Genomic DNA, 13,181 nt, shown 5'->3' with positions numbered 1-13,181 from the left:
GGCTCCATGACTACAATCATCACCGAGGCCACACCTCACTCAAGGGTCAGCCACCAGCAAGCCGCGTCACTAGCCTCCGTGGGTAATACACCTAGACCCAACCAATCGCAAGCTTGCGAACTGGATATCGATCCAAAGGCGGGCAGATCGCGAAGGTCGTCTGGACGACACGAGGCGAAGGATGCTATCCACGCTGCCCGGGTGGATGCAGGATCAGCGTTCGCGAACGGACCGGGAGCGATGGCACGCTCGGCTCGAAGAGCTCCGGAGGTTTCGGGAGCTGGAGGGGCGTTGGCCGCGGTTTCGCGCGCCTGTCGCCGAGGAAGAACGCGTCCTCGGCGTGTGGCTTCACTTGCAGCGGCAAAAATTCGGACGGGGCAGCTTGCTAGCGCACGAATTACAACTGCTCGATCTCTGTGCTCCCGGGTGGAACGCTTGGCGCGTGAAACGGATGACGTCCGGGTCGCATGGCGACGACTCAGAGTAACCATCCGGCGCATCCGATTCCCGCACCGTGGTGCTCCGGATGGAATCATCCACCGCTATGGACGACGCCCAAGATGGCAACAACGCAAGCAGCCTGGACACGCGAGGATTCTTCGATTTTTCAAGACATTGCGATTGCTAGGTCCGCTCGTAGGCCCTACTCGCTAGCTGAATTGCTTCTTCGACGGTGCTCTTGCCGCTGGGTATTTCCCGAAACACCGTTGCGAAGGCTGTCAGCGCGGACGGTCCACCAACATACGAGCGTACACCGCGAGACTCCGGAATCAGGGCTGTGCAACCGGCGATAGGGACGCTGCTGAAGGACCCACGGATGCCGGCAAGGATGCTGGCGGAGCGCGTCGGCTGGCCCCCATTTCCGCTATACTGCCGCGGAACGCCGTTGATAGACCATCGATGGCTGCCCCCGAGCGTCGAATCTGATTCGGTCCAGCAAGCCCTGGAGTCTCGGGGATTTCGGGGTTGTCAGGAGTAGCGGGGAGACTCAATCTCCCCGCTTGGTGATCTTGAGTCGCGAGATCGCGCCATGGATGTCATTGCGCCACCGCAGCAGCCGTGGCAAACACGTCCGCTGGCATCGACCGGTGCAGCTTCCAGGTGATGGCGATCGGCTTCTCACCGGCGTGCTGCACATAGTCCACCTGACCGAGGCACGTGTACGGGAGAGTCAGGCCGGTCTCGTCCTCTGACGTATCCCGCGTGAAGACCAGGATCTTCGAACCGTGCGCAGCCCGGTCCAGATACCGCCTGCCCGTCGGGCTCTCGGGGGACGTTGCGTTCTGCGATTCCCAGTGGAACAGCTCCGGGCTGATGGCATAGTCCTTGTACATCGTGGTCGCCGAGTGCTTCTTATCGTCTTTGCTGAGCGTGACGAAGAAGGCGTCCGTGGACGTTGCCTTGCACCAGGCCACGCCCTCGCGGTGTTGCGCGTTCCTGCCGAGCTCCAGCGAACCGTACTGGAGAGCCGCCAGGATCTCCTCGCGCCGATAGGTGGCGTGCGAGAGTAGCGGGACGTGTTGCAGGCCCGCTCCGAGGCCCTTGGCGGAATGTTTGGACGCCGCCACGCCGAGCTTCACAATCTGGCGGATCTCGCTGCAGACAAACTGGTAGCCGCGCAGATAGTCCAGCCCGGCGTCGTACGTGGGGAAACCGCCGCCGTCGTCCCACAGCGTGTAAAACAGCATCCGGGCGAACGCCTGGTCCCGCATGCCGAGCTCCGCATAGCGGGGCGCGTCGGCGCCGACCAACATCGAGTAGGCCTGCGCGCGTTCCGGATCGTCGACGTGGATCAGCGCAGCCATGCGGCCGAGAAGTCTTTTCTCGTCCATATCGGTCAGCTCCTGGATCTTCCCAGTGATGACTGCCTCCAACGGCGAGAACCCCTCGATCAGGCCCGCCTGGCGGAGGTAGCCGGTCCACGAATCCTTGGTCGACCGGTAGATCGACTTCACGTCGTTCCCGGACCGCTCCAGATAGGCCTCCAGTTCCGTCTCCGCGTACGAGGCGACGTCCCGGACCAGCTGCGCCCGGTTGAACCGGAGCTGCGCCCTGATGTTGTCCAGCACGACCTTCTGCGCCACCCGGTCCAGCACGATCTGCGAGCCCGACGGCAGGTACGGGAATTCGTTCTCGACAGCCTCTACCAGCTCCTTGCGCCCATAGCCGGTGAGCGCCCGGTAACGCAGATCGAAGCGGAACTCACGGCGCTGCTGGCCGATGAAGTCCATGACGGTCAGGACCGCCTTGCCCTCGGCCCGGCGCAGCCCGCGCCCCAGCTGCTGGAGAAAGATCGTGGCGCTCTGCGTGGGCCGTAGGAGCAGGATGGTGTCCACCTGCGGCAGGTCGAGGCCTTCGTTGAAGAGGTCGACGGCAAAGATGCAGTTGATCTCCCGAGCGCGGAGCCGCTCCAGCGCCGCTGCGCGGTCGGCGTCGTCGGTGCTCCCGTCGACGGCGACGGAGGCGATGCCGGCGCGGTTGAACACCTCCGCCATGTAGTGGGCGTGCTGGACCGAGACACAGAATCCGATGGCCCGCATCTGGTCGGTGCTGGTGACCTTGTCTCGGAGTTCACGGATCACTTTGGCGGCACGGGCGTCGTTGCCTGTGTAGAGGTTGTTCAGCTGCGCGGTGTCGTAGTTGCCCCGTTTCCATTCCAATTGGCTGAGATCAACGTCGTCCGAGACGCCGAAGTAGTGGAACGGCACCAGCAGATCGGCGTCCAGGGCGTCCCAGAGGCGCAGTTCGCTGGCGGTCCGGCCGTCGAAGAACTGCTTGGCGACGTCGACGCCGTCGCCGCGTTCCGGTGTCGCGGTCAGTCCGAGGAGCTGCTGCGGCTGCAGGTGGTCCAGCAGCCGGCGGTAGGTTGGCGCCATGGCGTGGTGGAATTCATCGATGACGACTACGTCGAAGAAGTCGGGTGCCAGCTGTTCAATGCCGAGGGAGGACAGCGACTGGACGGCGGCGAAGATGTGCTTCCACCGCCCGGGTTTGTGTTCCCCGACGTAGAGTTCGCCGAAGGCGCCGTCCTGCATGACGTCACGGTAGGTGCGCATAGCCTGTTTGAGGATTTCCTGGCGGTGGGCCACGAAAAGCAGTTTCAGATCGCGGCCTGCAGTTTCGCAGAGGCGCTTGTAGTCCAGGGCGGCGATGACGGTCTTGCCGGTGCCGGTGGCTGCGACAACGAGGTTGTGGTGGAAGCCCTTGAGCCGTTCGGCTTCCAGGTCCTCAAGCATCTCCTCCTGGTGGAGGTAGGGCTGGACTTCGAGGCCGCTGGCGGCACCAGGGATGGCGCTGCGCCGGCCGCCGTTGCGTTCCAGGGCGGCGTCCAGTTTTTCGCCGTCGCGTTCGGGATCGTAGCTTTGGAAGGCGCGCTGGGCCCAGTAGCTGTCGAAGGTGACCTCGAACTTCTGCAGCAGCGCGGGCGTGCCGACCGAACTGAGCCGGACGTTCCATTCGAGGCCGTCCAGCAGAGCTGCTTGGCTGAGGTTGGAGCTGCCGACGTAGGCGGTGTCGAATCCTGAGTCGCGGCGGAACAGCCAGGCCTTGGCGTGCAGCCGCGTGGCCTGGGTTTCGTAGCTGATCTTCACCTCGGCCCCGTACCGGGTCACGAGTTCGTCGATGGCGCGGCGTTCGGTGGCGCCCATGTAAGTCGTGGTGATGACGCGGAGTTTCACACCTCGCTCCTTGAGCTGCTCCAGCGCCGGATGAAGCAGGCGCAGGCCTGTCCAGCGGACGAAGGCGCAGAGCAGGTCTACGGTGTTGGCGGACTCGATTTCGGTGCGGAGTTCCGCAGCGAGATTTGGATCGTCCTTGCTGTTGGTGAGCAGGGCCGAGACGCTCAGTCTGGTACTGGGGCGGCGAAGGCTGCGGCGTTTGAGCGTGTCGGCGCGGTGGAGGGACTGGAGCTGGGTGGGGCCGTCGGCGATTCGGTCCGTGCTGTTGAGTTCCTGGAGGAGCTTGTTTGCGAGGGCCACACGTTCAGTCGGTTTGGCTGCTTCCAGGGCTTGGCGGACGGCGTCGGCGACGTGGCGGGAGAGGATGTCCGGGGTGTCTTCGTCGTCTATGTTCGCGAAGACGGGTTGCAGGTCTGAAGCTTTGTTCAGCAGATTGCCGAGGACATCCGTGTTCAGAAGTTCGTACAAGCCCTCGGGCAGCTGATCCGCCGCCACTCCCCCAATGAAGTTAGTCACTGCGCCAGGGTATTTCGTGGGAGCGACAAATGACGAATAGGGCCCGATTTCAAGAGATATAGTCGTCCGCATGGCTGTAGGGGACTGCGAAGGCGCGTTTTGGAATTCGGCACGTGAAGACGGGTTGGACCTCGTGCGCTACAAAAAGCCTTGGATAAATCAGCAGGGACACTTCGGACTGCCTCCAGAGGCTGATCCGGTAGTACAACCGCTCCATGACATATTCCTGGCTCTTGGAGGCAACGCCGCCGAGCAAGCGGCGAAGCGCCCAACAGCTCTGCCCGGAGACTTCATCCACCCGGAGACTGGAACGATCATTGAGATCGATGAGCCGCAGCACTTCACAAGCTTCCGCCTCCTGACGTTCAATTTTTACCCAAGCCACCTGGCGTTGGGATATGAAGCTGAGACGTATCGCCGCCTTTGTCAGAGGCTGTCCGGGGAAGCCGATGCTTACTTCCGCACGAAGACTGCGGCAGCCTTCGGAGTCGGTGGTCGCCAGCGACAACGCGCTTACTATGACGCTCTCCGAGATCTGTCAGTGCCCATCATGGGTCTCCCGCCGGTCATCCGCATTGCCGCCGCCGACAGAAACGGCGCCGCGGCATATTGCAGGAATCGAGAAGTCATAAGGGATCGACTTTCAAACACGTGAACCGGGCAATTTTGATCACTTGCCCTTCTGGGCGCGTCCACGTGAACTGTTGTCAGGAGTGAAGCAATGAACCCAGATCAAGTGAACGAGCTCATTTCTGCAGTAGGCGGGCTCCTCAACGCCATCCTGTGGCCAACCTTGGTTGGCATTGTTGCGTTCAGGTTCGGGCCAGCTGTAATGCGGAAGTTCATCGAATCGGACCAGGTGACTTTCAAAGCGGGAGGACTAGAGGCCTCATTCCTGCAAGGAAAAGTCCAGCTTGCCGCCAACTTGGTTGCGGCCGTAAACGACAAGTCAGCCGGCGCCCAAAGCGGGTCTGAAGTTGATGCGAAGGACATCGCCGACGATGTAGAACATGCAATACCTGACGTTTCAGCGTTCGAGCGTATACGCGGCTCTCGCCTTCTTTGGGTTGACGATCGCCCGGGCAACAACTTCTATGAACGCCGGGCGCTTGAGGCTCTAGGCATTCACATCGAAACTTCTCTCGACACAGACGACGCTCTACAGCAGCTTCAAGCGCGTCACTATGACCTCGTTATTTCCGATATGGGCCGCCCTGGCGATTCACGAGCTGGATATACATTGCTGGACGCCTTGCGTCAGGCCAGCGACCGCACACCGCTAGTTATTTATGCTGGTTCCCGCACTCCCGAGCACGTTAGAGAGGCTCAGAGCCACGGTGCAGTCGGTTGTACGAATTCGCCGCAGGAGTTGATCCTATTGGCAACCGCCACACTCAGCGCTCGACACGAGACCTGGGCCACAAGACGCCGATAAGCAATACATTCCCCTCGGCGTCGCGAGAGCATCGCCAGACCTAATTACCGCTCGCCCAGCACCAGTACGCCATTGAGGACGCCGGAACTTCGCGCTACGCCATCGGACGACGCTGCCTGCGAACCTGATTCAGAGCTACGGGCTATTCTGCAGGTACCGCCAGCCCCTATACATGAGTCTCATTGCCCGAAGACACAACCACCGTCGTTCCACACAATAAAACCATCGTCATCGCGATGGGCCTGTCCGGCGTCGATCGGGCACAAGAAGCAGCCGACACGGTCGTTGATCACGCCCCGGACAAGTTCCCGCGCCCGCCGGACTCTAATAGCCCCGACGCCTTCTATGGCCGTGTAGCCAACCCAAAGCGTCTCGACAACTCGTCTATTGTGAACTGGTTCCTCAGTTTGCAGGCACTGTTCTGGTTGGCGAACATTCCTTCGCGCCAGTATGCATCCTCAATGGGCACGGTGTCGGTCCATTCGATGGGAACCACATACTCTGCCGTGTCGACACCTTCGCCCGCATCCGGATGCGCGTACAAGCCCTCGAGACTAAGTGAACGGAAGGGCGTCGTTTCCCCCTGTATCCGCAGTTCAGCAGAGTCAGCAGGCATGGCCTTGCCCGCAACGGTACCGACGCCCACGTACCCCTTTTTTGGAACATGGACAAAAACGCGCGCCCCCAAGGGAAGGCTTTTCAGGGTCCTTGAATACCAGTCTGCGCCACCCGCGGAGACGAACCCATATGTTGACGCGTCCGTCCACGAGCGCGAGGCGCCATCGGTTCCGAATGCTACGTACCAGTCTTGGCCATTCCAGGCAGCCCGCGTGGAACCCTTGGTTCCGACTCCTGCTGGCACTGTCGTGTCCTCGTCAATCAGCCAGGTCCGCGCCAGGTACTCGTGGCCCTCGTCGACAAAATACCGAAAGATCATGGCGTTTATAGGGACGCCGTGGGACCGATTAAGATACGACACGATCCGCTGTGTACTGGGATCCAGGTCGCTGGCCACAATGGTCATGTTGTGACTCGAATTTAGCTCGTCAGGAACCGGGGCTCCGTCAAATCGACTGGCAAACTCCTCGTCGAAGATCTTTCCGGGATGCCCGCTTTCAAAAATGCTTCGAACTTCCTCGTTGCCGAGGCCCTCCACCCACGAGGCGTAATCGAGTGTCTGGGCGACAACTTCACGGGGGGTCCGGTCTCTCTTCAGCTCCAAAATGTGGAGCGTTCCTTCCGAATCCACGCCCAGGATATCTATAAACTTCCCATATCCCGTCGGTACCTGACTCCCGATTAGTAGGAGCTTTGCTTCAAGAATCTCCGGGTCTTGAAGAATGAGGCTTTCTAACTTCGATTCCAGCGGCATTGCTGTCATCGGAATTCTCCGCGGAACGTCATCAACCCGCCAAAGACCAAGCTCTACAGCCAAAGACTCCTCCAACCAAACAGTGTGGGCCGCGCGACACGGCATGCTCACACACTATCTCCACTCGCACGATCGTCCCTCGGCGAGAAGCCGAATTGCTCTGACAGCTCCGGCAAGACTTCTTCCGACTTCGGCGCGATGGCCGATCAGAATCGGGACCGTCGACCCCCGTCAGGGTCCATGGTTCTACTCGGAAACGCCCAATGACGGAGAACGTGCCCGCCCCGAGCCTCCTCGTTTGTGTCGGCGACTCCGAATTGTTGGAAGTGGCCGGCGGAGGGGGCTTTAGGCGGCGCTATCTCGCGCCGAAATTTGGATGCCTGCAGCCGAACTTGGGCACTGAGCTTCGCGGCCATTCCGCCACCACGAATCCAACATTGAAGTTCCGTACGCGTCGGCCCGAGAGTTTAAGATTCCAGAGTGAAGCGGAGTCTCACGCTGTTGCCTACAAACCTAAATAATGAACGGCTGTCAGGCCTGAAGGGGTTGGGCAACATCAAGATCCGTGGCGACATAGAAAGGGCTTCTTCGACTACGAGAAGCCTCCAACGATCGGTTCGTGCATACTCTTGTGCGCATCGAACCTCTGTTTCGCCCAGCTCGATCATTCCCCAGTCACCTTGCGTGGCCTTGACTTCGTACATCACGTTGCCTGTTTTGCGGGGGACTTCGAAATCGTATCCCAGGCCGTCGTCGCCTAGCTGTCCGACTATGGCCAAGCTGGAATTCGTTGACTTCCAGCAAAGTTCGTCCACATGGCCGGGATCCCTGTCAAGCAACCATCGGTATGCGATCAACTCGCCGGCGAGGCCAACTGCGTTACGCTGCGTGTCGGACATCCTCTGCACCCTTTGCCCCTTGGGGCGTGTGCTGGAGGTCCTATTGTTACCGGAGCCTGGCGCTACATCTTGGAGGCGTGACGTTTGGTAGGGCGTCTGGAGACTCTTCGGATTGCCCTCCAATAGTTTCTGAACAGCCTCGACAAAACCACTCATGGTTTCGTCGAGGTCGACAACTTTGCCGTGCAGGGTTACTTGCCTCAGCCGCCGAAGCGTCGCTCGGCGCTCGGCGGCCGCCGCGGATTCCTGAGCCTCAACGTCCCCGTCTGTAAGTCCGAGCTTCACCATGTCGAGCGTTAGTTCCATGCCGGACGGCCATAGATCTAGCCGGTCGAGCCATCGCATCAGCGTGATGTCATCCACGACATCGAAGTCGAGGGCCCCGACGGAGTCGAGACTTTTCCGGACCGCATCGGGAGCGGCGCCGTCAGACCACGAAGCCGCCGGGATAGTTCCTTCGCGAGCGCACCAGGCCTTGATCGTGCGGCTGACGGCCTGGAGTCGTTCGTGCAGTGGCTTCCCGTTGGCTTCACGAACCTGGTCCCAATCCGGGAGATCATTACGATCCAAGATTTGTCCAAACTCGATGGTCATGAGCGAATCAATGCGTTCATCGGCTAGGTCGTCGGTCAGCTCGTCAATTGACGCTCCCCACTCCGGATCTGCTGTCAGGAAGGATAGGTCCCGCAACGATGGCCAATCGCTCTGCATCTCGTAGTCACGGAACCGTTGCAAGCGGGAGTGCCGGGCTCTGTTGATCAACTCCTTACGACGTACACTTTTGCGCAGACCGAATTCGTGGGCGAACTGGTCGCCATAGTCAATGGTTCGTGTACCCGGGAAGTGGCGTCGGAGAGCCTCATTGAATTCCGGCAGTCCTATGCCGAGTCTGAGTCTCAGCTCGTCTGAGGTCGCGGAGTCATCCGCTGCCTGCAGCAGTTTCCCGGCGGCGTCTGAGTCCCCAGCATAGGCAGCTGTCACTGAAGTCCGGACACCGTCCATGGTGAGCAAGTCCGGATTGTCAGGGCGGATCGTCGACGCCGTCGCGACATCCCAAAGGCATGGTGCGACGTGACTCAGGCGCTCAACGAGTCCGGCAACCGAACCTGCGACCATCGCTTGGGTTTCGACGACGCTTCGAATTGGAGCACCGAGGGCATCTGCAATTTCCGAGTACTCGGGGGACGAAGAAGTTGCGGTCGCGTCGCCGGCGAGCTTCCTCAGGTTAAGGGAGAGCTCCGCGCTAAATCGCGACTGGCCCATCAACTCGAGGGCAGCTTCGGCCAGCACCTCTAGATTTGGCCACGTCAGAGGGGAGCTGACACCTTCAGCAAGCAGGGTTGGAGCAGCGCCGGGCATGGGCAGAACTCCCCGCAGACGCTGCGGAAGTCCCTGTTGTCCGGCAGCGGTGGCAATTGTGATCGATTCGCAGTAGATCAGCCGAATGCGTGAGAGATCATCCAAAACGTTGGGTATCTGTTTGCCTGCTCGCAGCGCAGAAGCCCTCGGAAACCGCATCGTGCAAGCCACCAACAAAGGAAGCCATGGTACTTCATCCACTAGGCGACGCGAATCCAGCGCCGGCTGCCACGGCGATCCGTTGGTCAGGACATCAAGTTGCCAACCACTTGCTACCTGAACGTTCCCTGGCCAGCTTGAGTCAAGTACCGTTGCGACCTCATCAAGTACGGCTTTATCCGTCGAGTCCACGTCTACAGTCGGCCACGCCAACTCGCGGATCAAGCGAGTCGTTGTTGACTTGTCCCCAATGGCTGTCACGAAAAGCGGTTCCGATCCTTCGTCCTCGGTTTCTGCGACCGTCAAGTGACCGGCCCGGTCAACGGTAATCCCCCGATTCAATGAGGGCCTCCATTGGCAGCTCGGGTTGCCGATGTGCGCCCAGGCCGAAGCCAAAGTCGACCGGAAGTGCTCCAATGCAGTGTCTGGGACGTCACCACCGTCGAGCAGATCAGTCAGATGGTCAACCAGCTCTGGCGCGTCCGTCGAGTCTCCCCAGAGCCGCAGGCCCAGCTTCTTTCTTTCGGTTGAGAATCCGGGCATGGCTGTGAGCAGCGCCCTAAGCGAAGCATCGAGGACCGGGGAGTAGGAGGCCGCCATTAGGTCGTCCGGGTTGACGAACCACACCCCGTCAGGCGCCGCAAAGTCTCGCACAGCCGAACCCGGTCGAGCGACGGGCATCCACTCTTCGGACATAAGGAATGCCGTCAAGGGAGTCGGAATTACGGACGACTGACCACCTGCTCTTTGTCGTCGCCATGTGGAGTGACGCTGTCCCACTTTCACCGATGGAAGTGTTCGAAGTATAAGGCGGGCGTAGGCCAGCCTCTCCCGTTGGGGAAGGCCGGACAGCTCATGTTGGCCCATGAACCAGCAGATCGGATCTGTGGTGGTAAATCCTGTGTCGGGATGATGCAGGTTGCCCGTCTCGGCGAGAGCGGGGCGCCACTGTGTAACAACTTCGCTAGGCACATCGTCTGGGACCGATCCGCCGGCAAGGAAGTGTGCTGTCAGGTTCTTGCCGATGAACGACCGTTGTTCCGCACGCTCTATCACTGGAATGGTCGCGGTGACGCCGACGACGAGAAGGAAGTCGCGCCAGCGTTCGGTCTGCGTGCCCGTGACATCCAGTTCGTGCCGTTCAGCCAGCAGTACGTCCGACAAGCGCGACAATTCAGGACACGTGCTGCTCGGTAGCCCTGCAAGCAGTGATAGTTCTTCTGCACCGAGTACAGCCCAGCCTGCGGAGAATCTCGCTCGATCTGCAGGGATCCAAGACCCTTCGAGGGTCGGAACTTCGAGCCCCACCGATACAAGGTCCTTCGAATGCTTGGTGGGGTTGTTGGCGAAAAGGCGGAACGCAAATTCAAGCGCATCCTTCTTTACTCTTGGTGTCGTGGGTCCCGACATGACCTGACCGAGATGTTGCAGGAGTCCAGCGGTTCTAAACTGTCGGGCCAGTCCATTGTCTTGGAGGAAGGCGCGGCCACGGGTTCTCTGAGGGCCCACATTCCATTCCAGTTCCGGATGCATGAAGACCAAACGTTGCTGCAGTGACCTCGGCGGCGAGACATCGAGATCGCTGTCGACGGCATCGTCGTCGTCTGTACTGGTCGACTTGGGCGCAAAGAAGACTGCACGATTCCGACGCCGTGCCGTTCCATCCGTGCGGTCGCCCACTCTTCGGTCACATGGCACAACGATTCCATCCCCCGATAGAAGCAATTTGCGTCCGAATAGTGGTTCGCCAGACGCGAACAGGTTGGGAAGATCGTCATAGAACTTTCGCCACACTTCGGGGGTGGCTTGGGAGGAAGCGAGGTCCGCAGCCAAATATTCGACCCACTCGGCCACCAGCTCGGGCGCTGGATTCAAAGTGGAGTCGAGTAGTTCGACAGTCTCGGCCAGCCGAAGCAATCTTGACTTTCCCAAGCGAGCCGGATCGATTAGCCGGGCATCGGTTGCACCAGCGATCGCGGCCGGTGAAATGACATCCCCTGAGACGTCTGGCCACCGATGAACCGTAGACATCGTCTCCCACCCAAGGCCCAAGCAAGGGACACGAATCGCGTCGAGCAAGGACTGACCGGAAAGACGAACGCAAGCTTCATCAACAATCCCGAGATCGCTGCTCGCCCAAGCCACCAGGTCGACGACGGAGTTCGCATCCGGGTCGATGGCCATGAGTTCCTTAGCCGACCGTACGCAAAGTTCTGCCGCAGACTCAAGAAGCATTCGGTTCACGGGCTGTTCAATGTCCAGGCCGAGCCGAGCGAAATCGGTAACGAATGGGCCATTGATATGCCCGGAAAGAGGTGCCCGCGCGTTATCTCCCATAGGGAGATAAGTGAAGGCGCGTGGTGCGCTCACTTCCCATCCGTCGCCAACTGCGACACTGACCTCCGCAGTTGCATCCCACTCAAGCCATCGGGCGTCTAGGGCGCCTTCGTCGACGGACACCTGCAAAGCAGAGTGAAGTCGGTCCTGCGGAACCTCGTGGCTGACTACGCGGAAACAGAGCTCGTCGTTGAGAACCACCCGCTTACCAAGGGAACCCATCGGGGACTCGTTCCGACTGAGTACTTCAACTTCCGACTTACTATTTGACTGGATTGTCATGGAACTCAAGCGGTCAAGGAAGAGCATCACCGGAGCTGTCGAGTTACGGAGCCGGTCAATCCTGTCTTGGACCTCATTTGCGGCGTGGGGCGATGAAACTGGCAGTCGTAGAACCGTCACGTAGCCTTGGTCGCGCAGCTCCTGGGAGCGATTAGGAACATCAAACAAAGGGATGGTGAGCATGCTCAGGGAGAGGTCCTTTTCTACCTGGTCCGTGCGCGCTTCATCGCGTTCAAGCAACTCCAAGAGATCTTCGCGTGTCCCGAGCCGGAACGAGTATCCCCCGAACGACGGATCGGTATCGTCCAGGGCGCTGTAAATCTCTGGCACGTCGCAAATTTGAAAAACGCTCTTGAACCCAACTCCTTTGTTACCAATCCCTTCCCCGATTACCTTGTCGCTTTCACCAAGAGTCGCCATGCGCTCAAAGTTGCTACGAGATACGGGTCGTCCCCCATTTGCCACGTAGAGCACTCCGTGCATGCCCTCGGTTTCGTCAAAAATGATCGCGATCTTGCCATTGCGAATCCCGCGCGGATGGGCGTCGTAGCCATTCTGAATCAGCTCATGGAGAAATCTTCCGCGATACTCCTTGATTGTGTGGGCCACCATTGCCTTGACCGCGCGCGCGAATCCCACGTCATCTTGAAGTACGCCCCTAACTACTTTCTCGGCGCGAGCACGAATGTACGCGGAGGGATCAATGGCGCTGGATTCGCGGCCGTACTCGAGCTCGCGGGAAGGAATGGCCTGAATCATGTGACCAACTGTAAAGGGCGGACGAAACATGAACCGGTTTCGATGGCGATTCATGGCCGAATATCGCACTGCAGTTCGGCCCCCACCGGTCCTGGTTCAAGGAGCGCTCCCACGTAGCGTACATCCGGCTCCGAGCTCAAATGGTCTCGGACCCAGCGGTGACCGTTAAGCCGAGACACGGGCACCGCGCCCGACGCCGCCACCCGTCAGCTGTGTCTATTGCATCGTGCAATTCGCGTCCGTCCAACGCGGGAGTGTGCGGGGGCGTTGCCGTTGCCGACCGTGGGCCACCTAGCTGTATTACCCACGGAGGCTAGTGACGCGGCTTGCTGGTGGCTGACCCTTGAGTGAGGTGTGGCCTCGGTGATGATTGTAGTCATGGAGCC

The 13,181-nt window shown here is 60.0% G+C and carries 6 protein-coding genes; 3 read left to right on the top strand and 3 right to left on the bottom strand.

The window, feature by feature from the left end:
- Positions 1-181: 181 nt before the first annotated feature.
- Complete coding sequence (locus tag J2W14_RS21285) at positions 182-487, top strand: helicase associated domain-containing protein (protein ID WP_370871366.1); 306 nt, start codon at positions 182-184, stop codon at positions 485-487.
- A gap of 550 nt (positions 488-1,037) precedes the next feature.
- Here the strand turns inward: J2W14_RS21285 and J2W14_RS21090 are convergent.
- The gene (locus tag J2W14_RS21090) at positions 1,038-4,157 is read right to left on the bottom strand and encodes a DUF3427 domain-containing protein (RefSeq protein WP_307466190.1); all 3,120 of its coding nucleotides are present in this window, start codon (positions 4,155-4,157) and stop codon (positions 1,038-1,040) included.
- 106 nt (positions 4,158-4,263) lie between these two features.
- Here J2W14_RS21090 and J2W14_RS21085 point away from each other — a divergent pair, with 106 nt between their 5' ends.
- Entirely contained in the window at positions 4,264-4,848 is a 585-nt protein-coding gene (locus J2W14_RS21085; RefSeq protein ID WP_307466188.1) for a DUF7255 family protein, read from the top strand.
- A 66-nt stretch (positions 4,849-4,914) separates the two neighbouring features.
- Entirely contained in the window at positions 4,915-5,628 is a 714-nt protein-coding gene (locus J2W14_RS21080; protein ID WP_307466187.1) for a response regulator, read from the top strand.
- A gap of 343 nt (positions 5,629-5,971) precedes the next feature.
- On the opposite strand, the gene J2W14_RS21075 is transcribed toward J2W14_RS21080, so the two are convergent.
- Both J2W14_RS21075 and J2W14_RS21070 read right to left on the bottom strand, forming a co-directional pair.
- The gene (locus J2W14_RS21075) at positions 5,972-7,075 is read right to left on the bottom strand and encodes an endonuclease NucS domain-containing protein (RefSeq protein WP_307466185.1); all 1,104 of its coding nucleotides are present in this window, start codon (positions 7,073-7,075) and stop codon (positions 5,972-5,974) included.
- Between the two features lie 392 nt (positions 7,076-7,467).
- Positions 7,468-12,795, bottom strand: coding sequence for a DUF3883 domain-containing protein (locus tag J2W14_RS21070; RefSeq protein ID WP_307466184.1), 5,328 nt, complete (start codon positions 12,793-12,795; stop codon positions 7,468-7,470).
- Positions 12,796-13,181: the final 386 nt, after the last annotated feature.

It is taken from the genome of Pseudarthrobacter oxydans (assembly GCF_030812335.1).
Classification (GTDB): domain Bacteria; phylum Actinomycetota; class Actinomycetes; order Actinomycetales; family Micrococcaceae; genus Arthrobacter; species Arthrobacter oxydans_B.
This window is presented reverse-complemented; position numbering and strand designations above follow the sequence as displayed.

Excerpts from the sequence above, each read along its gene's own strand:
- J2W14_RS21285 (WP_370871366.1), top strand. The coding sequence starts at position 182 with ATGCTATCCACGCTGCCCGGGTGGATGCAGGATCAGCGTTCGCGAACG.
- J2W14_RS21085 (WP_307466188.1), top strand. The coding sequence starts at position 4,264 with ATGGCTGTAGGGGACTGCGAAGGCGCGTTTTGGAATTCGGCACGTGAA.
- J2W14_RS21080 (WP_307466187.1), top strand. The coding sequence starts at position 4,915 with ATGAACCCAGATCAAGTGAACGAGCTCATTTCTGCAGTAGGCGGGCTC.
- J2W14_RS21070 (WP_307466184.1), bottom strand. The coding sequence starts at position 12,795 with ATGATTCAGGCCATTCCTTCCCGCGAGCTCGAGTACGGCCGCGAATCC.